Raw genomic sequence first — 24,646 nt, forward strand, 5'->3', positions numbered from 1 at the left:
AGTTTGCATTGCCGCTATCCTTGCGGGTATGCAAGCTCAAGACACCATCAATCCCGCCATCGAAACCCTGCAGCAGCTACGCGCCAGCGGCCAGATTCGTGCCATCAGCTTGGATCTGGATGACACGCTATGGCCTATCTGGCCCACCATTACCAAGGCCGAAGGTGTTTTGCTGCGCTGGCTGGAGCAGCATGCTCCTACTACGGCCCAAAGTCTGGGTGATACCGCGACGGTGCGGGCATTGCGCCATGAAATTGTGACGCTGCGCCCTGACCTGAAAACCGACCTGAGCGGCCTGCGCCGCGAATCCATTCGTCTGGCGCTGACGCGTGCGGGAGACGACCCGGCACTGGCCGAGCCTGCTTTCGATGAATTTTTTGCGGCACGCCATCAGGTGGATCTTTTTGACGATGCATTGCCTGCCTTGCAGTTTCTATCCCAGCGCTGGCCTGTCGTAGCGCTCTCCAACGGCAATGCCAACGTGAATGTGGTGGGCATTGGCGAGCACTTCAGGGCATCTCTGTCGGCCAGCGATGCAGGCATGGCCAAGCCGGATGGTCGCTTTTTTCAGGCCGCAGCCGATGCCGTGGGCGTCGCGCCAGAGAATGTGCTGCATATCGGTGATGACGCGGCTCTGGATGTGCAGGGCGCCATGGATGCGGGTATGCACGCGGTGTGGCTCAACCGTGAGCAGTTAGCATGGCCTTGCGTGGGTCCTGAACCCCACGTCACAGTCGCCAGCCTTTGGCAGTTGTGTCAGGGGCTGGCAGATCGTTGACCTGACGAGCGAGAGCGTGCGCGGGTCGGCGAAGAGGAATTGCCTATGCCTACCTGCCAGACAGCCTGCCTTTTCACCCCGCCACCACTGGCGCCGGTGCACACCATCTCCTGGAGTCAGCCACTGGTGTGGCTTTCCAGAGCTTTGCGGGACATTGCTAACGCTCCTTTAATGAGCATGGCCCATGGTCTTGTCTTGATCCTGATCGGAGCAGCCATTCTGACCGTGGGGCACAATCGCTTCTGGTTGATGACAGGGGCCTTGTCTGGCTTTCTGGTGGTAGGGCCTCTGGTGGCCACTAGCCTGTATTCCATCAGCCGAGCCATTGAGCGCGGTGAGACTGCGAACTGGAATCTGATTCGCACAACCTGGACTCAATGGCAAAGCTGCCATGACACGGGTCGGGGAGGGTACTGGTGCATGGTGAAATTTGGTGCGCTGCTGGCGTTGGCGGCCACGGGCTGGGTGCTGATTTCTGCATCGCTGATCACCGTGATGTCGCCCGTGCAAGTGGAGACACTGCAGGATTTCATGACGCATGTGGTGCTGGCCAAGGACGGCCAGCTCTTCATGCAATGGATGGCTTTGGGCAGTTTTCTGGCTGCTCCGATATTTGCGTCCAGCGTAGTGGCCATGCCGCTGATGCTGGACAGGCGAGTGACTGTGCGCCAGGCCGTGTTGACCAGCTGGTCCGTGGTTCTGGCTAACCCGGTGCCTATGGCTCTGTGGGCGGCGCTGATTGTATTGTTGACTTTGCTGGGCCTTGGCAGCTATTTGCTGGGGCTGTTGGTTGTGATGCCCTTGCTGGGCCATGCCAGCTGGCATGCTTATCGGGACTTGGTGGATGCCTCGGCATTTCCATCCAGGGATGAACCGATAGAGCCTGCTGCCTGAGCGCCGCACGACCAGGGCCTGGCAAGGCTGTAAGGACCTGGTTGTCGTGATATTTGGTTATACGGAAGAGCAGATCGCCCACTTTTTTCTGACCTGGGGCGTGGGTGCCTTCATCTTGTTCATGGTGTTCATCATCCTGCAGCTGGCACGCCAGTCCAAGGCAGGAAAGTTCGGCACCTTTGTGATCTGCCTGGGTCTGGGCGTTGGCTTTATTGGCTACGTCGCCAAGATCGCTATCCAGTGGTGGATAGAGAGTCATTGAGCTTTGCCGGAGGGCGCTGACTAAGTCAGGGGCATCGAGCAAGGGCCGCCCCGCAGCGAGGATGTCGTCCCCCTTCCGAAGAGAAAGGGGGAAGGCGCGTAGCGCCTCAGGGGGTTAACTTGGTTTAACTTGTGCGCGCTTCAAGACTTTTTGCCAGCGGTTTTGCTCAGTAGCGATGAACTGGGCGAATTGCTCTGGCGTGCTGCCAATGGGCTCTGCCGCATCGCCCAGCAGGCGCTTGAGGGCATCGGGGGCCTTGACAGCTTTGGCGCACTCAACCGCCAGTTTGTCCACATGGGCGCGGGGCAGGGTCGATGGGGCCAGCATGCCGTACCACTGTGTCATTTCAAAGCCAGGGAAGCCTTGCTCGGCCACCGTCGGCACATCGGGCAGCTGAGGAAGTCGCTTGGTTGAGCCGGTTGCAATGCAGCGCACCTTGCCGGCCTTGATAAACGGCAGCAGCGCAGCAGCGCCCACAGCGGCGGCATCAAGACGACCCGAGAGCAGGTCGGTCATCATCGGGCCGGTACCGCGGTAAGGCACGTGCAGCATGAAGATATCGGCGGTCATCTTCAGGTATTCAAACGCCAGATGGCCTGCGCTGCCATTGCCGGCCGAGCCGTAGCCCAGCTTGCCGGGATTCTTTTTGGCATAAGCCACCAGATCGGCAATGTTCTTGACCGGCAGATCGGGGTGCACCACGTACAGGCTAGGCACCTTGGCCAGCAGGCTCACAGGTACAAAGTCCTTTTTGGGGTCCCAGGACAACTTGTCAAAGATGTAGGGGTTGACGGCCAGCGTGCCGATGTGACCAAGGATGACGGTGCTCTGGTCCTCTGCACGCGCTACTTCCTGCATGGCGATATTGCCTGCGGCGCCGGGTTTGTTGTCCACAAACACGTTCTGACCCAGCGTCTTGGAGAGTTCGGCTGCGGTGGAGCGGGCCACAATTTCAGAGCTGCCACCGGGTGCGAAAGGCACAACAAAGCGAATTGGGCGGCTGGGCCAGTTGTCATCGGCCGCCTGAGCCACACCGGGCAGCAAGCTGCTGCAGGCCAGCGCGCCTGCGCCCGTCAGCAGGTGGCGGCGCGAGATGGTCAGCACTTCGCGGGTGGATTGGTTGAACGTGGATGCCATGTTGTCTCCGTTGCTTTGGTGTTTTTTGGCTGAGAGTGAACTCTCAAGCCATGGTTGCAACTGTGGCTGTCAAACGGCTGTCAAACGTGGTGCAGCAGGACTATTCAGGCATCAGGAATACCCTGATGAGAGCGGCCTAACGCTCAGGACTGGTCTGCTTTGACTAGTTCATCTGCCGCGGCCATGCCGCTGCGCACGGCACCTTCGAGCGTGGCCGGGTAGGGGCCGGCAATGTAGTCGCCGCAGGCCCACAGGCCATGGCCCAGTTCCATCTCTGGGCGCTCTACGGCAGGCGTGCAGGCAAAGGTGGCGCGTTTTTCCACCACGGTTTGCACGGCTTCAATGTCTTGCCAGCCCAGCTGCTGGCGGGCTTGCTCCAGCACCTGCTGCTGCAGCGCTTCGCGGTCTGTGCGGCAGTCGCTGATGACAAAGGCCATCAGGCCTTGCTGGGCAGCATCTTCGGTGTGCAGGTGGCCGCGATCAAACACAAACTGCGCGGGGGCCGATTCGCCGGGGTGCAGGGCCAGCCAGGGCATGGCCGCTGTTAGGCGATGGCTGGTGCGGGCATAAACCGTGGCAATGGCCGTGTGCTCAAGCGCCTGCGCGGTTTGCGACCAGTTCTGGTAGTGCACACCGTCTCGTGCGGGCAGGCGTTCGTCTTCGGCGGCCAGCAGGGCCAGTCTTGCAGCTTCATGGGGTGGGCAGGCCAGCAGCACGGCATCAAAGCGCGATTGTTCAAGCGCTGTGACGATGGTCGGATTGGCTGCACGCAGCAGCCATTGCTGGCCTTGGGGAATCAGCTCTTGAACACGGCTGGCCGTATGCACGGCGTGGCCCCGGCTTTGCAGCCATTGCGCGGCAGGCACGGGGAACAAGTCGCCCAGGCCGCAGCGCGGCACCAGAAAGTGAGAGCCGCCGGTGCCTGCAAACAAGGCATCGTGCAGCACGCGCAAGAAGATACTGCCGCTGGCCTGCGCTGCGGGCAGGTTCAGAGCCGAGACGCATAGCGGCTCAATAAATTCATCAAGCAGCCGCCCTGGCAGGCCGGTGCAGAGATCGGCTACCGTGGCTGTGTCTGCACAGCGAAAGCCCTGCAAGCGCCAGCGCACGGCGCGGCCCAGCAAGGCGGCGCGTTCGCGCAGCGACCAGCCGCTGGCGCTGGCAATTCCGATCAAGGCATCCAGGGGTGCAGGGAGGTTGGGGAAGGAGAGACCGCTGCCGTCGGCATAGCGCATGGCCAGCGGCTTGCGCAGCAAGGCTTTTTCAGGATCGGCGCCAACCATGCGCATCAGGCGCAGGCAGTCGGCATAAGCGCCAATCAGAATGTGCTGGCCGTTGTCGGCGTCTGTGCCATTGGGCAGATTCAGATTGCGGGCGCGGCCACCCAGCTGGCGGCTGGCTTCAAAAACTGTGGGGTGATGGCCGCTGAGCGAGAGCTGTACTGCGGCGGCCATGCCGGCCCAGCCGCCACCGATGATGGCAACTTGCATGGCCGCGATTACATGCGGCCCAGGGCCTGCATCTTCCAGACCAGCCAGAGCTTGCGCAGTGGCGTGAGGCTGATGCGCTGGTGCAGAACCTGAAAGTTCTCGGACTCAATCTCGCGCAGCAGGGTGCGATAGATGCTGGCCATCATCAGGCCGGGCTTTTGGGCGCGGCGGTCAGCGTCTGGCAGTAATGAGAAAGCCTTGTCATAGAGGCCATGAGCGCGCTCGGCCTGAAAACGCATCAGCGCCGTAAAGCGGTCTGAATATTCGCGCTTGGTAATCTCGTGCGCCTTCACGTCGAACTGCTGCAGCTCGCTGATGGGCAGGTAGATGCGGCCGCGCATGGCATCTTCGCCCACATCACGAATGATGTTGGTGAGCTGCAGCGCCTGCCCCAGCGTATGGGCGTATTCGGTGGTGTGCTCGTCGGTCTGGCCAAAGATGCGTGCTGCGACTTCGCCGACCACGCCGGCCACCAGATGGCAGTAGCGCTGCAGACCGGCATAGTCCAGATAGCGGGTCTGATCCAGATCCATCTGGCAGCCTTCGATCACGCCTTGCAGATGGCGCTCTTCAATGCCATAGGTTTGGGCGTGGGGCATCAGCGCCAGCATCACGGGATGATTGGACTGACCGCTAAAGCCTTTGTGCACTTCACTCTTCCACCATGCGAGCTTGGTGGCGGCGACGCCGGGGTCGGTGACCTCATCGACTACGTCATCCACTTCGCGGCAGAAGGCATAAAAAGCCGTGATAGCGGCGCGACGCTCCTTGGGCAAAAAGAGGAAGGCGTAGTAAAAGCTGCTGCCCGAGGACGCTGCTTTGTCTTGGACGTACTGATCCGGATTCATAGGGGGAGGATTGTCACATGGCAAGGGTGTCTGGCGGGCGCAAGAGTGCAATGCGCTGCTTGCGCATCGTCAAAACTCCCGCTCGTACTTTAAATTCAATAGCTGCTAGCGCTTATCTGTAAAGGGCTGGCAGCTATTTTTACTTGAATTTCAGGCGGGCATGATGAGGGCTTGCCAGAGCATGGCGGGCACATCTTTCTTGCCCAGCTTGATGCGCTGGTAGAGGTTGCGGCCCTGCATCGCGTCCAGCTTGTTCAGAATGCGCAGGCCGCCTTGCACCACCAGACGCAGCTCCCAGCCCGCGCGGCCGGGCAACTGATGCACTAGTGGTGCGCCATGGTTCATCAAGCTGCGGGCCTGGCGGTTGAGTTCATCCAGCAGTGTCTGCAGCGCGGGTGTCAGCGCTTGTGCTTCGGGTTTGATAGCACTTCGCGCAAGTCCGTGGCGGGCCAGGTCGGCATCTGGCAAGTAATGGCGCTGGCGCGGCAAGTCCTGACTCAAGTCCTGCCAGAAATTGATGAGCTGCAGCGCTGTGCAAATGGCGTCGCTCTGAATCAACGCCTTGGCATGGCCCACGCCATACAAATGCAGCAGCAGCCGCCCGACCGGGTTGGCCGAGCGCCGGCAATAGTCGAGCAGCTGGGCCATGTCGGTGTAGCGAGCCTGCGCGCCCGTCATGCGCACATCCTGATCAAAGGCGCTGAGCAGGTCGGCCAGCAATGGCTTGGGCAACTGGTGCGCCTGCACCTGTGCGGCCAGCGGGCCAAAAACCTGGGGCCAGGCGGTGCGGGTCAGCATGCCGGCTTCGCCTGCCGTGCCGATGTGTTGCAGGTCTGTGGCGTATTGCTGCAGCGTGAGCAGGCGCTGATCGGTGCTGAAGTCACCCTCGTCGGCCAGATCATCGGCGGTGCGCGCAAAGTGGTAGATGGCCGCAATCGGCGGGCGCAGCTGGGGCGGGCACAGCCAGGATGCGACGGGGAAATTTTCGTAGTGCGTGATGCTGCCCGGCTCATGGGGCGCGGGGCTTGCGGGGGGCGTATGGTTCACGGCCCGTATTGTGGACTGAGCTGCGCCAAGGCTTGTTGCTGGCCGATAAAAAGACGGCGTAAAAGCGTACGAGCGTGCACAATCAGCGCTGACTTTGGTGCAGCTACCTGTCTGGTTGCTGCGCTTTTCTTATTTTTTAAGCCCAGGACACCATGGCTGTATCGCCCTTTCGTCGTTTTGCAGTGTCGGTTTCATCGCGCAGGAATGCGGCTCCTTTGCTGGCCCTGTCTATCGTGGCGGCTGCGGCCATGTTGTCGGCCTGCTCCAAGCAAGAGCCTCTGCCTGAGCCGGTTCGTGCGGTCAAACTGGTGACGGTGGGCGAGGGTGCGATTGAAGCGGCTCAAGAGTATTCGGGCGATGTGCGGGCCAAGGTGGAGTCTCGTTTGGGCTTTCGCGTCGCAGGTAAGATCACCAAGCGCGAGGTGGAGCTGGGCCAGCATGTCAAGGCGGGTCAGGTGCTGGCGCGGCTGGATGCACGTGACTACCAGCTCAGCGCCGATGCCGCGCGTGCCCAGCTGTCTTCTGCCACCACACAGCGTGACTTGGCCGATGCCAATGCCAGGCGCTTTCGCACGCTGCGGGCGCAGAACTTCATCAGCGCCGCCGAGATGGAGCGCTATGAGGCCAACTTGAAGGCCGCTCAGGCATCGCTGGATCAGGCCAAGGCTCAGCTGTCCAGCCAGTCCAACCAGGAAAATTACACCCAACTGCTGGCCGATGCCGATGGCGTGGTGACCAGCGTGGATGCAGAGCCTGGTCAGGTGGTGGCCGCAGGCACACCCGTGGTGCGCATTGCACTCGATGGCGCACGGGACGCGGTGTTTAACGTGCCCGAAGACCGCCGAAGCGCCATCAAGCCCGGGCAGGCCGTCAAGGTGCGCCCCTGGTCTGATGAGTCTCGCCTGATCGATGCGCAGGTGCGCGAGGTCGCCGCCAGTGCTGATGCGGCCACGCGCACCTATCTGATCAAGGCTGCCTTGCAGGGCACCGATTTGCCTGCGCTGGGCTCAACGGTACAGGTCATACCCGCAGGCATGGGTGCGGGCAAGGAGGCGGTGGGTGCGCAGGTCATCAAGCTGCCGACCACGGCTTTGCGCCAGGAAGGTGACAAGGGTCAGGGCACGGCGGTGTGGCTTTATGACGCGGCCAGTGGCTCCGTCAAGCTGCAGCCGGTGCAAGTCGGTGCCGCGGATGGTAACGAGGCGGTGATTGCCTCTGGCCTGCAGCCGGGTATGCAGGTGGTGGCCACGGGTGTGCATGTGCTGACGCCGGGGCAAAAAGTCACCGTGTACCGCGATAAATATGCCAAGCCGGCTCAAAATTCACAGCCAAATCAGCCTCAAGCGCAGACAGGTGGAGCACAAGCAGCTCCTGAAACAGAAGCGAAGGCCCAGCCAGCAGCAGCCGTGGAGGCTGGCAAATGAGCGGCGGAGACAAGCATAAGATAGGCGGTTCGCACTTCAATCTTTCCCGCTGGGCACTCGATCATGTGGCACTGACGCGCTACTTCATCGTTGTGCTGATGGTGCTGGGCTTTGCGGCCTTTTTCCAGCTAGGGCAGGATGAAGACCCGCCGTTCACCTTCCGCGCCATGGTCATTCGTACCTACTGGCCCGGTGCCACGGCGGAGCAGGTGGCGCAGCAGGTGACGGACAAGATCGAGCGCACGCTGCAGGAGGTACCTTACGCTGACAAGATCAGCAGCTACTCCAAGCCCGGCGAGTCGCAAGTCATCTTCCAGGTCAAGGACTACTCGCCGCCCAAGGAGGTGCCGCAGCTCTGGTACACGGTGCGCAAAAAAGTGGGCGATATGCGCTACACCTTGCCGCAGGGCGTGCAAGGGCCGTTTTTTAACGACGATTTTGGCGATGTCTACGGCGTGATTTACGCGCTGCAGGCCAAAGGCTTCAGCTACGCAGAACTGAAAACGCTTGCTGACGATGTGCGTCTGCAACTGCTGCAGGTGCCCTATGTGGCCAAGGTGGAGCAGTTTGGCGTGCAGGACGAGAAGGTCTACGTTGAGCTGTCACACCGCGCCACGCAAATGGGACTGAACCTGAAGCAGGTGCTGGACCAGCTCAACCAGCAAAACGCTGTGGCATCGGCTGGCATGCTGCAAACACCTGCTGAAACCATCGTGTTGCGTGTGCAAGGTCAGTTCAACGATCTGAATCAGCTGCGCGAAATGCCGATTGCCGGCCCGGGCGGTGCCCAGTTCAGACTGGGTGATATTGCCGAGGTGCGTCGTGGCTACGCCGATCCCGCCAATGTGATGGTGCGCTTTCAGGGCGAGCCTACGGTGGCGCTGGGCGTCTCCATGGTCAAGGGCGGCGACATCATTGCCCTGGGCAAGGCGCTGACGCTGACGACAGATCGCATCGCCAAGAATCTGCCCGTGGGCGTGACGCTGAACAATATGCAGAACCAGCCCAAGGCGGTGGCGGATTCGGTCAGCGAGTTCCTGCAGGTGCTAGTCGAGGCGGTGGTCGTCGTGCTGGCCGTGAGCTTTCTGAGCCTGGGTCTGCACAAGCGTCAGGGCCAGAATCCGCTATGGAGGCGCTGGTATATCGACCCTCGCCCCGGTCTGGTGGTGGGCATCACCATTCCGCTGGTGCTGGCAGCCACTTTTCTGGCCATGTGGTACTGGGATATCGGCTTGCACAAGGTTTCGCTGGGCTCGCTCATCATTGCGCTGGGCCTGTTGGTGGACGACGCCATCATTTCTGTGGAGATGATGGTTCGCAAGATGGAAGAGGGCTACGACAAATACCGCGCCGCCACCTTCGCCTACGAAATCACGGCCAAGCCCATGCTGACCGGTACGCTGATTACGGCGGCGGGCTTTTTGCCCATTGGCATGGCCAAGTCCATGACGGGGGAATACACCTTTGCCATCTTCGCGGTGACGGTGATTGCGCTGGTGCTGAGCTGGTTTGCCTCGGTGTACTTCGTGCCTTATCTGGGGCTGCTGCTGCTCAAGAAGCCGCCGCATGCGGCCAAGCTGCCGCCCGAGGTGGCCTCTGGCGAGGTGTCTGCCGAAGAAGCAGGCATCAATACCAATGCCGGTGAGCACGAGCTGTTCAATACGCCGTTCTACAACCGCTTTCGCCGCATGGTGAACTGGTGTGTGGAGCACCGCTGGCTGACGATTGGCGCCACGGTGCTGGTGTTTGCGCTGGGGCTGGTGGGCATGGGCAAGGTGCAGCAGCAGTTTTTCCCGGATTCCAGTCGCCCTGAGGTGCTGGTCGATATCTGGTTCCCGGAAGGCACGGCACTCAGTGCCAACAAGGAAGTGACACTGCGCGTGGAAAAGCGCTTTCTGGAGCTGGACGGGGTGGACTCGGTCAGCGAATGGATTGGCTCCGGGGCGCCACGCTTTTATCTGCCGCTGGATCAGGTGTTCCCGCAGAACAATGTCTCTCAGTTCATTCTGGTGGCCAAGGACTTGAAGGCGCGCGAAGAAATTCGCAAAAAGCTGCCGGCCTTGATGGCCGAGGAATTTCCCGAGGTGCGGGCCCGCTCCAAGCTGCTGCCCAATGGTCCGCCCGTGCAGTATCCGGTGCAGTTCCGCGTAATGGGGGCTGACCCGGCCAAGTTGCGCGCCTATGCCGATGATGTCAAACAACTCATGCAGGCCAACGCTGATATGCGTGGTGTGAATGACAACTGGAACGAGTCCGTCAAGGTCATTCGTCTGCAGGTGGATCAGGACAAGGCGCGCGCTCTGGGGGTGACCAGCCAGTCGATTGCCGAAGCCACTGGCATGAATTTCAGCGGCACTACTGTGGGCCAGTTTCGTGAGGGCGATAAGCTGATTGACATCGTAATTCGTCCGCCCAAGCAGGATCGTGATGCCATCACGGATATCGCTGGTGTCTACGTGACCACCAGTGGCGGCAAGTCGATTCCGCTCACGCAGATCGCCAAGCCTGCCATGGTTTGGGAGCCTGGCGTGATGTGGCGTGAAAAGCGCAACTTCGCCATCACCGTTCAAGGCGATGTGCGCGAAGGCCTGCAGGGTGCGACGCTCACCAATGAGTTGCTGCCGCAACTGCGCAAGATGGAGGCGACTTGGCATGCCGCTGGTGATGCTGGCTATCGCATCGAAGTCGCCGGCGCGGTGGAGGAAAGCTCCAAGGGTGCGGGCGCTATCGTGGCTGGCATTCCGGTGCTGCTGTTTTTGACGTTTACGCTGCTTATGCTACAGCTGCGCAGCGTCAGCCGTTCGCTGCTGGTGTTTATCACCGGCCCGCTGGGTGTGCCAGGCGTGGCTGCGGCCTTGCTGTTGCTGAATCGCCCGTTCGGCTTTGTGGCGCTGCTAGGCGTCGTGGCCTTGATGGGCATGATTCAACGCAATTCCGTCATCTTGATTGACCAGATCGAGACCGGGCGTGCGCAGGGCGTCCCCGCGTGGGATGCGATTGTGGAAGCAGCGGTTCATCGTCTGCGCCCCATCGTGCTGACGGCTGCTGCTGCAGTGCTGGCCATGATTCCGCTGTCGCGCAGTGTGTTCTGGGGTCCTATGGCTGTAGCCATCATGGGCGGGCTGATTGTGGCAACCGTTCTCACGTTGCTGGCGCTGCCAGCTATGTACGCGGCGGTGTTTCGTATCAAGAAGGAAACTGCCTGACCCCCCTTTGTGCTGAAGGCTGCCGATTTGCGGCTAGAATCTGCGCCTTGACCTCAGTAAGCGTAAATTTGCGAATTACTGACCGCGCGGGTGGCGAAATTGGTAGACGCACCAGGTTTAGGTCCTGACGGTGGCAACACCGTGCCGGTTCGAGTCCGGCTCCGCGCACCAGATACCGGCAGTTCATGCTGCCAAGAGCCCGCAACCTCAAACAAGGTGCGGGCTTTTTCTTTGCTGCACAGGTTTTTTGCGAAGCCTGGGTCAGCTTTTCAGGCAAACCCCTTATGTCCGATGACGGAGCCAGCGCAGCTGCTCGTTATAATGGTCGGCTTCGCCTGTTTCTGATTTGAATAAATGCCCGGCGCCAGACGCGGGGCTCATTACCGGAGCAGGCTTCGGAAAATTTGTGGTGCCGCATGACGCTAGATGTGCGCGCACTGTGACTTTGCGCAATACGGTGCGGGTTGCACAGCAATCTGCACGGTCCTCATCCCTCTTAGGAAAAATCATGGCCGTTAACGTTGAAACTCTTGAAAAGCTCGAGCGCAAGATCACGCTGAGCGTGCCCCTGTCTGCTATCCAGGCCGAAGTGGATGCACGTCTGAAGAACGTTGCGCGCACTGTGAAGATGGACGGTTTCCGTCCTGGTAAGGTGCCGATGAGCGTTGTGGCTCAGCGCCATGGCTACGCTGTTCAGTACGAAGTGCTGAACGACAAGGTGGGCGAGGCTTTCGCGGCTGCCGTGACTGAAGCTGACCTGCGCGTTGCTGGTCAGCCCAAGATCACCGAAAAGGAAGGCGCTGCCGAAGGCGAAGCCCTGTTCGAGGCCGTGTTCGAAGTGATGCCTGAAGTCAAGATCGGTGATCTGACTGCTGCTGAAGTGGAAAAGCTGTCCACGAGTGTGGACGACGCTGCTATCGACAAGACTGTGGACATTCTGCGCAAGCAGCGTCGCACTTTCGTCGAGCGCGCAGCTAATGAAGCTGCTGTGGACGGCGATCGCGTGACTGTGGACTTCGAAGGCAAGATCGACGGCGAAACTTTCTCCGGCGGCAAGGCAGAAGACTTCCAGTTCCTGGTTGGCGAAGGCCAGATGCTCAAGGAATTCGAAGACGCAACCCGCGGCATGAAGGCTGGCGAGTCCAAGACTTTCCCCCTGGCTTTCCCCGCTGACTACCACGGTGAAGACGTGGCCGGCAAGACTGCCGACTTCCTGGTGACAGTGAAGAAGGTGGAAGCCGCTATCTTGCCCGAAGTGAATGCCGAGTTTGTGAAGACTCTGGGCGTGGACGGCGGTTCGGTTGAAGCCCTGCGCGAAGACATCAAGAAGAACCTGGAGCGCGAAGTGAAGTTCCGCGTTCAAGGCCGCAACAAGCAAGCCGTGATGGACGCTCTGGTGTCCGTGGCTGAGCTGGATTTGCCTAAGGCTTCTGTGCAAGCTGAAGTGGGTCGTCTGCTGGAAGGCGCTCGCGCTGAACTGGAACAACGCGGTATCAAGGACGCAGCCAAGGCTGAAATCCCTGAAGACATCTTCCTGCCCCAGGCAGAGCGTCGCGTGCGTCTGGGTCTGGTGGTGGCTGAGCTGGTCAAGACCAACGAACTGCACGCTACGCCTGAGCAGATCAAGGCTCACGTGGAAGAGCTGGCTTCCAGCTACGAGAAGCCTGAAGACGTGGTGCGCTGGTACTTCGGTGACCGCAACCGTCTGGCCGAAGTGGAAGCTGTTGTGATCGAAAACAACGTGACCGAGTTCGTGCTGGCCAAGGCCAAGGTGACGGACAAGGCGGTGTCCTTCGACGAACTGATGGGTCAGGCTTAATCGCTGTTGATCTATTGTCGGTACTTGCCCTAGGCCGGTACTGATAAGTTGAAAAGCGGGGCTTGTGCTTTTGCGCGCAAGCCCCATTTTCATTTCAGAATGCGGCTACAGTAGGCGCATAGCACTGGAGAAAACATGAGCGCATTGGATACACTGGGTTTGGGCATGGTTCCCATGGTCGTTGAACAGTCGGGTCGCGGTGAGCGCTCTTACGACATCTATTCGCGTCTGCTCAAAGAACGCGTGATTTTCCTGGTCGGTGAGGTCAATGACCAAACCGCCAATCTGGTGGTCGCTCAGTTGCTGTTTCTGGAAAGCGAAAATCCTGACAAGGATATTTCCTTCTACATCAACTCTCCTGGCGGCAGCGTGTCGGCAGGCATGGCGATTTTTGACACCATGAATTTCATCAAGCCAGATGTGTCCACGCTGTGCACAGGCATGGCTGCGAGCATGGGCGCGTTCCTGCTTTCCGCAGGCGCCAAGGGCAAGCGTTATGCATTGCCCAATGCTCAGGTCATGATTCATCAGCCTTTGGGTGGTGCGCGTGGTCAGGCCACTGAAATTGAAATTCATGCCCGTGAAATCCTCAAGACGCGCGAGCGCTTGAACAAGATTCTGGCGGAGCAGACGGGTCAGCCGCTGGAACGCATCCAGCGCGACACCGAACGCGACTATTACCTTTCCGCCGACGAGGCCAAGGAATATGGTCTGGTTGATCAGGTGATCAGCAAGCGTTCTTGAAATTGCTAGCGCCAAGCCCAGTCTCTGACTGGGCTGCAAGGCCGCTTCAATCAAAAATCTGATCGCTGTTCAAAGGCTTTCAGAGCTTGCTCGGCGGCGTTTGTCCCTGAAGGCATGCGCCGCCTTGTCTTTGGTTATCATTAATTTTCGTTTTTTCGTAACGAGGCATAGCCCCCATGGCCGATAAAAAAGGCTCTTCCACCGAAAAGAATTTGTATTGCACCTTCTGCGGCAAAAGCCAGCATGAGGTCAAGAAACTGATTGCCGGCCCGTCCGTGTTCATCTGCGATGAGTGCATCGACTTGTGCAATGAGATCATTCGCGACGAACAGCCTGCTGTCGACCCCAAGGAAGGTCGTGGAGATCTGCCTACGCCCGCAGATATCAAGAACAATCTTGATAACTACGTGATCGGGCAGGAGAAGGCCAAGCGTACGCTGGCTGTGGCGGTATACAACCACTACAAGCGCCTCAATCACAAAGATAAAGCTGGCAAGGACGATGTAGAGCTGACCAAGAGCAATATCTTGCTGATTGGCCCCACCGGTTCTGGTAAGACGCTGCTGGCTCAGACGCTGGCACGCCAGCTCAATGTGCCATTTGTGATGGCCGATGCCACCACGCTGACCGAAGCCGGTTATGTGGGTGAGGACGTTGAAAACATCATCCAGAAGCTGCTGCAAACCTGCGACTACGATGTTGAGCGGGCTCAGCGCGGCATTATTTACATCGACGAAATCGACAAGATTTCGCGTAAGTCTGAAAACCCCAGCATCACCCGTGATGTTTCGGGTGAGGGCGTGCAGCAGGCTCTGCTCAAGCTGATTGAAGGCACGATGGCCAGCATTCCGCCTCAGGGTGGCCGCAAGCATCCCAATCAGGACTTCCTGCAGATCGATACGACCAATATCCTGTTCATCTGCAGCGGCGCGTTTGCAGGGCTGGAAAAAGTCATCGAGAACCGCACTGAGGCTTCTGGTATCGGCTTTGGCGCTACCGTCAAGAGCAAGAAGCAGCGCTCTATCTCCGACATCTTCATGGAGATTGAGCCTGAAGACCTGATCAAGTTCGGCATCATCCCTGAGCTGGTAGGTCGCATGCCCGTAGTGACTGCGCTGGCTGAGCTGAGCGAAGAGGCGCTGGTGCAGATCCTGACTGAGCCCAAAAACGCGCTGGTCAAGCAGTACAGCAAGCTGTTGGCCATGGAAGGCGTGGAACTGGAAATCCGCCCTGCCGCCTTGAAGGCCATTGCTCGCAAGGCGCTGGCCCGCAAGACCGGTGCTCGTGGTTTGCGCTCCATCGTGGAGCAGTCGCTGATCAGCACCATGTTCGAGCTGCCAACCGCAGAAAACGTGGAAAAAGTCGTGGTGGAAGAAGCAACGATTGAAGACGGTAAAGAGCCGTTGCTGGTTTACCGCGAAGCCGCCAAAAAGGCTTGATACTGTAGCTGGCATGCAAGGCGCGTGACGAAAAGTCATCGCTTTGTAGCCGCAGGCTGAAAGGCAATGCCCCTGGTGAAGCAAAAACAATTTGTTGCCAGGGGTTGAAATACACCGGTAGGCGGACCATCTTCCGCTGAGAAACCGAGGATATCTATGTCTGCAAAAAAACCTTTGCCTTCTACCGAGCTGACTCTGCCACTGCTGCCGTTGCGCGATGTAGTGGTGTTTCCGCATATGGTGATCCCGCTGTTCGTGGGGCGCGCCAAGAGCATCAAGGCTCTGGAGCTGGCCATGGACGGCGACCGTCGCATCATGCTGGTGGCGCAAAAGACGGCGTCCAAAGATGAGCCTGCTGCTGAAGACATGTTTGATGTGGGCTGTGTGTCCACCATCTTGCAGATGCTCAAGCTGCCCGATGGCACCGTGAAGGTGCTGGTCGAAGGCCAGCAGCGCGCCTTGGTCAAGCTGATTAATGACGAAGATACGCATTTCACAGCCTCCGTCGCGCCTGTTGAGTCAGTGGGCGAAGGCGCACATGCGCAAAGCGAAATCGAAGCGCTGCGCCGTGCGGTGACACAGCAGTTTGACCAGTACGTCAAACTCAACAAGAAGATTCCTCAGGAAATTCTGACCTCTATCGCCAGCATCGACGATGCAGGTCGCCTGACCGACACCATTGCGGCCCACCTGCCATTGAAGCTTGAGAGCAAGCAGGCCGTTTTGGACCTGGTGGACATCAAGGAGCGTCTGGAAAACCTGTTCGAGCAGCTTGAGCGCGAGGTAGACATCCTCAACGTCGACAAGCGCATCCGTGGCCGCGTCAAGCGTCAAATGGAAAAGAACCAGCGTGACTTCTATCTGAATGAGCAGGTCAAAGCCATTCAGAAGGAGTTGGGCGAAGGCGAAGACGGCGCAGACATCGAAGAGATCGAAAAGAAGATCAAACTCGCCAAGATGCCTGCCGAGGCGCGCAAGAAGGCAGAAGCGGAGATCAAAAAGCTCAAGCTGATGTCACCCATGTCGGCAGAAGCGTCGGTGGTGCGTAACTACATTGAAGTGCTGACGGGTCTGCCTTGGTCCAAGAAGACCAAGATCAAGCACGACCTGGCCAACGCCGAAGAAGTGCTCAACGAAGATCACTTTGGCCTGGATAAGGTCAAGGACCGCATTCTTGAGTATCTTGCAGTGCAGCAGCGCGTGGACAAGGTCAAGGCGCCCATCCTGTGTTTGGTAGGGCCTCCTGGTGTGGGTAAGACCTCGTTGGGGCAGTCCATTGCCAAAGCCACGGGGCGCAAGTATGTGCGTATGGCGCTTGGCGGCATGCGTGACGAAGCTGAGATTCGCGGACACCGCCGTACTTATATCGGAGCCATGCCGGGCAAGGTGTTGCAGAGCCTCGAGAAAGTGGGCACACGCAACCCTTTGTTCCTGCTTGATGAAATCGACAAGCTGGGCATGGATTTCCGCGGCGATCCATCGAGCGCCTTGCTGGAAGTGCTGGACCCCGAGCAGAACAACAAATTTGGCGACCACTATGTGGAAGTCGACTTCGACCTGTCTGACGTGATGTTTGTGGCGACTTCTAACTCTATGAACATTCCTTCGGCGCTGCTGGACCGTATGGAGGTGATTCGTCTGTCGGGCTATACCGAAGACGAAAAAACCAATATCGCCATGCGCTACCTGCTGCCTAAGCAGATCACCAACAATGGTGTGAAGGAGAGCGAGCTGGAGGTGACCGAGTCCGCTATTCGTGACATCGTGCGCTACTACACCCGTGAAGCGGGCGTGCGTTCTCTGGAGCGCGAGCTGTCCAAAATTTGCCGCAAGGTGGTCAAGGGATTGCAACTGGGCAAGCTCAAGCCTCAGGTCGTGGTGAATGCCGACAACCTGAATGACTACTTGGGTGTGCGCAAGTTCAGCTACGGCCGTGCGGAGCATGCCAACCAGGTGGGGCAGGTGGTGGGTCTGGCCTGGACGGAAGTGGGCGGCGATTTGCTGACCATTGAAGCGGCCATCATGCCTGGTAAGGGTGTCATCACGCGTACCGGCTCGCTGGGCGATGTGATGAAGGAATCCGTGGAAGCCGCCCGTACTGTGGTGCGTAGCCGCGCACGCCTGCTGGGTATCAAGGATGAGGCCTTTGAGAAGAAGGATATCCATGTGCACGTGCCAGATGGCGCGACGCCCAAGGATGGTCCCAGCGCTGGTGCGGCCATGACCACGGCTTTTGTCTCGGCGCTCACAGGTATCCCGGTGCGTGCTGATGTGGCGATGACGGGTGAAATTACCCTGCGTGGTGAAGTTACGGCGATTGGTGGACTGAAGGAGAAACTGCTGGCCGCTCTGCGTGGTGGCATCAAGACTGTGCTAATCCCTGAAGAGAACGCCAAGGACTTGCAGGATATTCCGGATAACGTGAAGAGCGGTCTGGAGATCATTCCTGTGAAGTGGATTGACCAAGTTCTCAAGGTCGCTTTGGAGCGCGTGCCCGATCCTTTATCTGAGGAAACAGTGCCTGCTGTAGCCGCTGCGGATGCCAAGCCTACAGAGGCTGCAATCAAGCACTAAGCGTGTTTTTATGAAAAATGTGGCGTTTTTTCTGAGACCCCTCAGAACTGCGCTACAATTCATTCATCGCAGCAAACAACGTTGTACAATGTTGGGCTTCGGTAGATTTGCGGGAATAGCTCAGTTGGTAGAGCGATACCTTGCCAAGGTATAGGTCGACGGTTCGAACCCGTTTTCCCGCTCCAGATTTTTAGAATCTGTAGCAATACAGATTCGCATCAGAAGGTGAAGGCCTTTTGAATGCGGGAATAGCTCAGTTGGTAGAGCGATACCTTGCCAAGGTATAGGTCGACGGTTCGAACCCGTTTTCCCGCTCCAGATTTTTAGAATCTGTAGCAATACAGATTCGCATCAGAAGGTCCAAACTTTTTGATTTGCGGGAATAGCTCAGTTGGTAGAGCGATACCTTGCCAAGGTATAGGTCGACGGTTCGAACCCGTTTTCCCGCTCCAGTTTTTTGTGATGACGGCGCGATAGCAAAGCGGTTATGCCCCGGATTGCAAATCCGGTTAGACCAGTTCGACTCTGGTTCGCGCCTCCAATATTGATAGCAGTAAGCCCTGTAGATTCAACGATCTACGGGGCTTTTGCTTTTTGTCAATGGCTCCATAAACACGGACACCACGGCTGGGATATGCCTCAAAACGCCTCATTTGCGTAGCATTGCTACGCTGCCACGGATAGGGTAATCCGGGGCAGTCACTGCAAAGGAAGTGACTATGGCTAGACCGCACGGCAAAAAGTTCCAGGCTCGGATCATCGACAAACGCCTCCCCAAAGGAAAGCATTTCAAGACATTTCAAAGCAAAAGTGATGCTGAAAACTACGAAGATGAGGTGCGTGCATCGCTTAACCGGGGTGTTGTTCCTGCATTCATCCTTGATGAAGATGCCCCGGCCAATGCCAGTGCGTCTTATGTCCGGTCCGGAATGCTTGGCGATCTTGTCACCGCGTACAGAGAGCACAACGCATCCATCTCAGCGACTGATCGGGATCTATGTCAGATCCTGATGCACTACATCGAGAAGACCAAAATTCAAGATGTAACCTACCCTTGGCTTGAGTCGTTTGCGAAATTCTTGAGAGTTGATGAGAACCTGGCGCCTAACAGCATCCGCGGCCGCGTTGGCTGCCTTGGAAGGGCGTGGCGCTGGTATCACGCAGCTAATGAGATCGATGCACCAGACCCATGGGGAAAGCTCCCAGAGGGGTACTCAATCGTCACGAGCAAGAAAGAGATTGAGCAGATTCTGGCAAATGGAGGAGAGATCAAAGATGGTGCACCAAGAAATAGGCGTCTAGCTCCAGGCGAGTATGAAGCGATCATTGAGGTCCTTGACGGGCAGCGCGTCAAAGATGAAGTGACGCAGCCGCTCATCGCCAATCCAGAGATGAGAGTTCTATTCATATTGATCGCAAACACAGGGATGCGGCTTCGTGAAGCCTATCGTCTGCGGGTTTCATCATTTGTCGAAGCAGAAGGGGTTCCGCGTGGCGTGGCGATTGTTCAGACAACGAAAGGGCATCGCGGTAAAGCGCCGCCAAGAGAGGTTCCGATTTTGCAAATCGTCTTAAATGAGTTGAATCCATGGATTGAAAGCCTGGGCGATGGCGCTGATTTGTTGTTTCCCGGAGTTTGGGATGGCAGCAATGTTGAAGAAGACCTGAGAAAAACAAGCAATTCGATTGCCAGAAAATTCAAAAATGTTTTCAAACAAGCAGGAGCGATGGATCTAAACGAACACGATCTTCGTCATGAAGCTACATGCAGATGGTTCACCCTCAAGAATCCGGATGGGCCGGGCTGGTTCTATAACCAGTGGGAAATTATGAATTTAATGGGTTGGACATCGGACGCAATGATTGCCCGATACCTTTCACTGCGAGGCAGTTCTGCTGCTAGAGCAGCTAAGGCCGGCCTCTAACAGACAATCAAAAAATCTCCAAAACTAAATGAAGTTGGGCCGTGCTAAGGCGCAACTCAGGGTTTTGGAGATAAACGTCTAGACGTTCAAACTAAAAGCAACTCAACCAAGGTGCTTTATGAAAAACGTCTTCATACTCTTCGTTTTCTCTATGTTTTCAGCATTTGCAAATGCATCACCAACAAGCACACGTCTAATTAATGAGCAGAATATTGCTCAAGAATTTATTGATCATGGTGTCTGCGAGAAGCCAGGTTATGAGTATTTTCAGCTCATGAAGCTCAAAGAGCGCCCCGATGGTAAACACGATTACATCGTTCGCTCAAAAGAAAATTCATATGCTGGAGTTGTTGATATGCACAATGCGCGCGACACAATTGCGCGACAACTGCGCGGAAAAGATGTTGGCACTGTGTTTTGCTTCATTCTGGAGTAACTATGCTGAACGCTCCAGACAGAGCTTTTTTAGTCTACATTGTTAATAAAACAAAAGACCAAAAGCTCAATAAGCTTGTCTCAAAAATGTCGGACCACCGAACATTTTCTCTACCTTTTCAGAAGGAAAAATACGAGAAAATCGGTGCTGCTCGCAGAGAATTTGAGTCTCGCATACTTCAAAAAATGGAGCTAGATCCAGGCTTCACGCGAGATTTCATCGAGAAGGTTGGAGAAATGTCAGTAATGACATCTGAGCATGCAAATCTCGGAGCAATAGTAAATGGATTGCACGCAGCAGCTATTTCTCAGCTATCTGCAAGTGCAGCTCAGTCTGTAATTAATGACATTCTTGGTGAGCTATGAAGCGGGATCTTTGCAATACACTGCGCTCGAAGCACCCAAAACTCATCGGTAATGTGCCAATATCGTGTGGTGATGGCTGGTTCAATCTTATCGATGCACTGTGCCGAACTATTCAGTTTCAAATAGACAGGGGCATGGCAGAGCAGGTTTCGATCATAGATATTAAGTCCAAGCTTGGATCCCTAGACATTACTCTGTCCGGAAACACAAAAAAATTCACGCCTTTGCTGATGCTTGCAGCAAAAACATCTCGAAGCATTAGGGAATTCTAAGCGGCTTTTTTCTTACGAGTGCTTCCAAATTCGAAAGCTTTGGGCTTCCTGGTTTTGCCAATGCTGATGCTTTTTGAACTTGTTACGATTGCGAAATCGTTCGCTGCCGAAGTCGTTTCGGTGGCGAATGATTTTTCGTTTGCGGGTTTGGGGGATTTGGTTCGTGGGCGAAGATTTGCCTTGGCCAGTTCGTTGAGCTGGCAAAAAAGTGCATCTACAGGGAATATGTGTGAGCGCCCGAATTTAATAGATGGGAGCAGGCCCATGCGGGCTTTTTCTTCTATCGTTTTTTGTGTACAACCAAGCATTTCCGCGACTTGCTCGCAACTCAAGACATATTGAGCGAAATGGGCATTGTTCATCGGCATTTCCCTAAAATTGAAAATCATTGGAAATTGCGGTCTGAAGATGCTCAAAGTGCTTGAGTTGTATAACTATCAGTCCCATTTTTGATGGGTTTTTGCAAGTGACGCGCATTGCTAATGTAGCGTATTTTACGATTCTTGTCTCATTTGTGTGCAAATTGCGTGGTACTCGATTATTGCGCTCTTTCAATTCATAAAAATAGATTTCGAGCATCATGATTGGAGAGGACGGTCGTTCTTCGTCAATTGCAATCGTTATTGTTTATAAGGCATTGGGGCTGATTTTTGGACTTCAATAGCTCTAGCTATTCAAAATCCTCTAGCTGTTCCATAGATCTACATCAAAGCTTAAAGTGTGCGTACAATAAACTGGAAGATGTCCAATGCTACGAGGTGTAAATGAAGAGTGCTAGTGAAAACTTGAGTAAAAATAAAAAGCGTTCAAAATTGAATCGATCTTTTTTCGCTATCTCACTTGATGCTATTAATTCGATAGCTGGGTTGGAGGAGCCACTAGCAGCACTCATTGCGTATGTCGTTATTTGCGGCGGTATAGATAACAGTAAGTGCACTATTGGGAGTGGATTTAAGGTATCTACACACGCAGAGAGAAGCATTTCAGAAAGATCAAAAATCCTGAAGCATTCAGATATTCAGAATTCTATTGAGAAATTATGTGGAAAAAATTACATTTTTGATAAGCGTCCAAAAAATATTAAATTTTCTCCAGGATCAATAACCTTTGAGATTCCAGAGGAGAAAAATCAAAATTACTTAAATATATCAGGAGAATTTTTAAATAAAATTTCCAATCGTGGTTTAAAAGATAATAATATTAATAAATTAGCTGAATTGCTTGATGCTTGCCGGGCAACACATGATATATGTGCAATAAGCTTGTCTCAAGCTAGATTAGATGCTCTAGTTTTATTTTTGAATTTGTTAAAAATTCAAGATTTCAGTAAATACTCTGGAGTTAATCCACGAGTTTTTTCTGAAAGAATGCATCACTGTACTGATTCTGAAATTTTTGAAGAGTTTTCTTTTTGTCCAGAAATTGATGAAGAAGATGACTGGTCAATAGTCTTTTCTCGTTATAAAAAATGTGATTATTCTGATCTAAATGAGATGTCAAAATTGTTGGAAAACGTTTGGCGCTATGAAGATACTGATGCTACTTTACTTCAAAGATGTCATCATGCTTTTTTAATTTTGAAAAAGTCTAAGTTGATTTATTATTCATATGTGTTGTGGAATTTTGATCCCTTAGTTAATTTGATGAAAAGAATAACTGGAGATGAGGTGATTTCTTGTATCTACGTATCATCACCCTCTAATATAAATTCTGAGGCGTATGCTATTAATGAAATGGACAATGTTCTTGTAACTAGTGGTGCACTGGCAAGCAGCGATTTTTGGAAGCATGATAGAGATGATGGAAAGCATAAATTTCTATTCGCTAACAGCAATGTGTATAGATATATGATTCCAAAAAAATTTTTAAACAGCTGGTGCCTGTTACGGCAGATAAGAGTTAGATGCTGGTCTTCTGCCCAAAATGAAATTGTTGGAATAAATGATGATAGAAAAAGAACTGAAAGTTATATTTCGGATATTCAACGTCATTTTTTAGGTGATGATGATTGATCTTTTCATCGCATCTTAATTATTTTGCTATATAAACCATAGCTCCCCCCCCAATCTGCGCTTCCCCCCCCCCTCATGGGCGAATATTCAATTAAAAATTAGGAGTGTTTCCTGATTTTTTGGTTATCGTGTAAATCTTGGATGGCTCTGCAGCGATTCAGAGAACTCCTCGGTCATAGATTGGGCTACTCCTCTCATGAGATCTGGATTTGCCGCTCGTTGTGTCAACGGATGTACGCGTCTGTTATGGGGCAAGATCATTCATCTGCAGGAACGGTCCGGATTGTCTGAACATGTACTGGCTAATGGAGAACATCTGGTAACCTAGCAATCCGCTATCGTTTTACTTACAGGAGCGCGCCTATGGCCGCCAGCAAATCAGAGGTCGTCAGTGTCCGCGTTGAGCCTCCCATTAAAGCCGCCATGCAAGTGGCTGCAGAGAGGGAGATGCGCAGCCTGGCCAATATGTTCGAGGTGATGGTGGTTGCTTATTGCCGTGCGCAGGGTTATCCGCTGGAGGGCGTTCCTGCCGAGACATTGCCTCATACGGTGCAAACCGTGCGTGGCAACGTGCCAGGAAGTGCCGCGTGACTGAGCAGCGTAAGGCACTTCTAGCCCAGCTAGGTTTTCGTTTTGGCATCAACGGTCCGCATGCGGCACGAACCATGATGCTGGGTGATCTGAGCTTGCTGCTAGCCCATACCTCGCAAGCATCCTCCCGTACTGACTATGTTGCAGCCGTGGTTGAAGGCAATGTTTTGGGTAAACCTACTCGCAAGGCGCGTCAATTGGCTGCGCGGCATATGGCAACACTGTATGCGCTTGATCCGAGTAGCCCCATTTTTCGTGCGCTGCGGCGTTTATGGCCATACGCCGAAGCAGCTCAGCCGCAGCTTGCGCTGGTTGCCGCTTTGGCGCGAGATCCCTTGCTACGCAGTACCCAGTCCTTCATTCTGGGGCAAAGCGTTGGCGCTGCTGTGCCGCGTGAAGCGTTGCAAGGTGTTCTCGCAAGTGTGTATCCCGATCGCTTCAGCTCCGCATCCTTGCAGTCTTTCGCGCAGAACATTGGCGGCACCTGGACTGCGGCAGGCTTGCTGCAGGGCAAGGTGCGCAAGACCCGCGCAGCCATCCATCCTCACCCTGAATCGGTTGCATTGCTGCTGTTCCTTGGCTACTTGGAAGGGTTGACGGGACAGCGCCTGTTCTCATCCGGCTGGATGGACTTGTTGGGTAGTTCCGCCGAAGAGTTGGAGGCGCTTGCCAACGCTGCATCGCACCGGGGATTGCTTGTCTTCATGAATGCCGGCGGCGTCAAGGAAGTCCGCTTTCCTGGTTACCTCACCCCTGAAGAAGAACGTATCCGCCAGGAGGCTTCACATGTCGTCTAAGGTCGCTAAGCTAGTGTCTGTCTATCGCCAGCACCTCACTGTGCCCTGGCAGGCCGGGCTGGCCGCCATTCAGCGCGTAATTTTTGCGGTTTACGACAAATCCGACGAATTACGACTGCGTGCTAATGTCGAGGAATTTGCCTTGGCTACCCAGCAGGCGGACAAACAGTGGCTGCTGCTGGACATTACCCTGGCCTTCCCAGAATGGATGGCAGCCCAGGAGTACCGTGATGCCTACTTTGAATCGCCCGAAGACCTCGCAGGCTACCAGGCTGGAGAGCTGACCGAATTCATTGCAGACCTCACTGCTAGGCTCAAAGCGCGTATCGCAGCAGAAGCCGGGCCGAATACCGTGGTGGCGCTACTGGGCGTGGGCGCATTGTTCGGTGTGGCTCGCGTGTCCTCATTGGTCGAGGGCGTTAAGGATGCCGTCGATGGCCGTCTATTGGTGTTCTTTCCAGGCGAATATCACCCCGAGACTCACAGCTACCGCCTGCTAGACGCACGCGACGGCTGGAACTACCTTGCTGTGCCGCTACTGGCCCAAGGCTGACCTTATACCCAACATCATCGAAGCAAAAAACAA

At 55.5% G+C, this 24,646-nt stretch carries 21 protein-coding genes and 5 tRNA genes; 21 read left to right on the plus strand and 5 right to left on the minus strand.

Annotated elements, in window-relative coordinates; genetic code table 11:
- Positions 1 to 28: 28 nt before the first annotated feature.
- Genes HF327_RS09415 through HF327_RS09425 form a run of 3 tightly spaced genes read left to right on the plus strand, consistent with a single transcriptional unit; the run spans position 29 to position 1,934 of the window.
- Positions 29 to 778: an HAD family hydrolase gene (locus tag HF327_RS09415; protein ID WP_169107976.1), complete on the plus strand. Its 750-nt coding sequence runs from the start codon at positions 29 to 31 to the stop codon at positions 776 to 778.
- Between the two features lie 45 nt (positions 779 to 823).
- Positions 824 to 1,672 (plus strand): DUF2189 domain-containing protein, encoded by an 849-nt coding sequence (locus tag HF327_RS09420; RefSeq protein WP_169107977.1) that lies wholly within the window; start codon positions 824 to 826, stop codon positions 1,670 to 1,672.
- A 46-nt stretch (positions 1,673 to 1,718) separates the two neighbouring features.
- Positions 1,719 to 1,934, plus strand: coding sequence for a DUF2788 domain-containing protein (locus HF327_RS09425; RefSeq protein ID WP_169107978.1), 216 nt, complete (start codon positions 1,719 to 1,721; stop codon positions 1,932 to 1,934).
- Positions 1,935 to 2,048: 114 nt separating this feature from the next.
- Here HF327_RS09425 and HF327_RS09430 read toward each other — a convergent pair whose 3' ends face one another.
- The 4 genes from HF327_RS09430 to hpnC all read right to left on the minus strand — a co-directional run bounded on the left by HF327_RS09430 (position 2,049) and on the right by hpnC (position 6,465).
- Entirely contained in the window at positions 2,049 to 3,071 is a 1,023-nt protein-coding gene (locus HF327_RS09430; protein WP_169107979.1) for a Bug family tripartite tricarboxylate transporter substrate binding protein, read from the minus strand.
- 143 nt (positions 3,072 to 3,214) lie between these two features.
- A complete protein-coding gene (gene hpnE / locus HF327_RS09435; protein WP_169107980.1) occupies positions 3,215 to 4,561 on the minus strand; it encodes a hydroxysqualene dehydroxylase HpnE in 1,347 nt (448 codons plus the stop codon).
- A gap of 8 nt (positions 4,562 to 4,569) precedes the next feature.
- The gene (gene hpnD, locus HF327_RS09440) at positions 4,570 to 5,409 is read right to left on the minus strand and encodes a presqualene diphosphate synthase HpnD (RefSeq protein ID WP_169107981.1); all 840 of its coding nucleotides are present in this window, start codon (positions 5,407 to 5,409) and stop codon (positions 4,570 to 4,572) included.
- Positions 5,410 to 5,559: 150 nt separating this feature from the next.
- The gene (gene hpnC, locus HF327_RS09445) at positions 5,560 to 6,465 is read right to left on the minus strand and encodes a squalene synthase HpnC (protein ID WP_169108133.1); all 906 of its coding nucleotides are present in this window, start codon (positions 6,463 to 6,465) and stop codon (positions 5,560 to 5,562) included.
- 239 nt (positions 6,466 to 6,704) lie between these two features.
- On the opposite strand from hpnC, the gene HF327_RS09450 reads away from it, so the two are divergent.
- The 14 genes from HF327_RS09450 to HF327_RS09515 all read left to right on the plus strand — a co-directional run bounded on the left by HF327_RS09450 (position 6,705) and on the right by HF327_RS09515 (position 20,388).
- Complete coding sequence (locus HF327_RS09450) at positions 6,705 to 7,880, plus strand: efflux RND transporter periplasmic adaptor subunit (protein WP_236024134.1); 1,176 nt, start codon at positions 6,705 to 6,707, stop codon at positions 7,878 to 7,880.
- Positions 7,877 to 11,086, plus strand: coding sequence for an efflux RND transporter permease subunit (locus HF327_RS09455; protein ID WP_169107983.1), 3,210 nt, complete (start codon positions 7,877 to 7,879; stop codon positions 11,084 to 11,086). The genes HF327_RS09450 and HF327_RS09455 overlap by 4 nt, the downstream gene beginning before the upstream one ends.
- An 84-nt stretch (positions 11,087 to 11,170) precedes the next feature.
- A tRNA-Leu gene (locus HF327_RS09460) sits at positions 11,171 to 11,257 on the plus strand.
- Positions 11,258 to 11,594: 337 nt separating this feature from the next.
- Positions 11,595 to 12,905, plus strand: coding sequence for a trigger factor (gene tig, locus HF327_RS09465; protein ID WP_169107984.1), 1,311 nt, complete (start codon positions 11,595 to 11,597; stop codon positions 12,903 to 12,905).
- Between the two features lie 135 nt (positions 12,906 to 13,040).
- Complete coding sequence (clpP, locus tag HF327_RS09470; protein ID WP_169107985.1) at positions 13,041 to 13,649, plus strand: ATP-dependent Clp endopeptidase proteolytic subunit ClpP; 609 nt, start codon at positions 13,041 to 13,043, stop codon at positions 13,647 to 13,649.
- 176 nt (positions 13,650 to 13,825) lie between these two features.
- Complete coding sequence (gene clpX, locus HF327_RS09475; protein ID WP_169107986.1) at positions 13,826 to 15,088, plus strand: ATP-dependent Clp protease ATP-binding subunit ClpX; 1,263 nt, start codon at positions 13,826 to 13,828, stop codon at positions 15,086 to 15,088.
- 156 nt (positions 15,089 to 15,244) lie between these two features.
- Positions 15,245 to 17,662 (plus strand): endopeptidase La, encoded by a 2,418-nt coding sequence (gene lon, locus HF327_RS09480; protein WP_169107987.1) that lies wholly within the window; start codon positions 15,245 to 15,247, stop codon positions 17,660 to 17,662.
- Positions 17,663 to 17,771: 109 nt separating this feature from the next.
- Positions 17,772 to 17,847, plus strand: a tRNA-Gly gene (locus HF327_RS09485).
- A gap of 57 nt (positions 17,848 to 17,904) precedes the next feature.
- Positions 17,905 to 17,980 (plus strand) — tRNA-Gly (locus HF327_RS09490).
- 58 nt (positions 17,981 to 18,038) lie between these two features.
- A tRNA-Gly gene (locus HF327_RS09495) sits at positions 18,039 to 18,114 on the plus strand.
- A gap of 15 nt (positions 18,115 to 18,129) precedes the next feature.
- Positions 18,130 to 18,203 (plus strand) — tRNA-Cys (locus HF327_RS09500).
- Positions 18,204 to 18,381: 178 nt separating this feature from the next.
- Positions 18,382 to 19,587 carry a tyrosine-type recombinase/integrase gene (locus HF327_RS09505; RefSeq protein WP_169107988.1) on the plus strand — a complete coding sequence of 402 codons (1,206 nt, stop codon included), beginning with the start codon at positions 18,382 to 18,384 and terminating at the stop codon, positions 19,585 to 19,587.
- A gap of 118 nt (positions 19,588 to 19,705) precedes the next feature.
- A complete protein-coding gene (locus HF327_RS09510) occupies positions 19,706 to 20,023 on the plus strand; it encodes a hypothetical protein (protein ID WP_169107989.1) in 318 nt (105 codons plus the stop codon).
- Between the two features lie 2 nt (positions 20,024 to 20,025).
- The gene (locus HF327_RS09515) at positions 20,026 to 20,388 is read left to right on the plus strand and encodes a hypothetical protein (protein ID WP_169107990.1); all 363 of its coding nucleotides are present in this window, start codon (positions 20,026 to 20,028) and stop codon (positions 20,386 to 20,388) included.
- 268 nt (positions 20,389 to 20,656) lie between these two features.
- On the opposite strand, the gene HF327_RS09520 is transcribed toward HF327_RS09515, so the two are convergent.
- The gene (locus HF327_RS09520) at positions 20,657 to 21,022 is read right to left on the minus strand and encodes a helix-turn-helix domain-containing protein (RefSeq protein ID WP_169107991.1); all 366 of its coding nucleotides are present in this window, start codon (positions 21,020 to 21,022) and stop codon (positions 20,657 to 20,659) included.
- A 402-nt stretch (positions 21,023 to 21,424) separates the two neighbouring features.
- Between HF327_RS09520 and HF327_RS09525 the strand changes: the two genes are divergently transcribed.
- The 4 genes from HF327_RS09525 to HF327_RS09540 all read left to right on the plus strand — a co-directional run bounded on the left by HF327_RS09525 (position 21,425) and on the right by HF327_RS09540 (position 24,613).
- Positions 21,425 to 22,672 carry a hypothetical protein gene (locus tag HF327_RS09525; RefSeq protein ID WP_169107992.1) on the plus strand — a complete coding sequence of 416 codons (1,248 nt, stop codon included), beginning with the start codon at positions 21,425 to 21,427 and terminating at the stop codon, positions 22,670 to 22,672.
- Between the two features lie 363 nt (positions 22,673 to 23,035).
- Positions 23,036 to 23,263, plus strand: a complete 228-nt coding sequence (locus tag HF327_RS09530) for a hypothetical protein (RefSeq protein WP_169107993.1) — start codon at positions 23,036 to 23,038, stop codon at positions 23,261 to 23,263.
- Complete coding sequence (locus HF327_RS09535) at positions 23,260 to 24,060, plus strand: hypothetical protein (RefSeq protein ID WP_328701769.1); 801 nt, start codon at positions 23,260 to 23,262, stop codon at positions 24,058 to 24,060. Before HF327_RS09530 ends, HF327_RS09535 begins: the two co-directional genes overlap by 4 nt.
- Positions 24,050 to 24,613, plus strand: a complete 564-nt coding sequence (locus HF327_RS09540; RefSeq protein WP_169107994.1) for a BREX protein BrxB domain-containing protein — start codon at positions 24,050 to 24,052, stop codon at positions 24,611 to 24,613. The genes HF327_RS09535 and HF327_RS09540 overlap by 11 nt, the downstream gene beginning before the upstream one ends.
- The last annotated feature ends 33 nt before the right edge of the window (positions 24,614 to 24,646 follow it).

It is taken from the genome of Comamonas suwonensis (assembly GCF_012844455.2).
GTDB classification, from domain to species: Bacteria; Pseudomonadota; Gammaproteobacteria; order Burkholderiales; family Burkholderiaceae_C; genus Comamonas; species Comamonas suwonensis.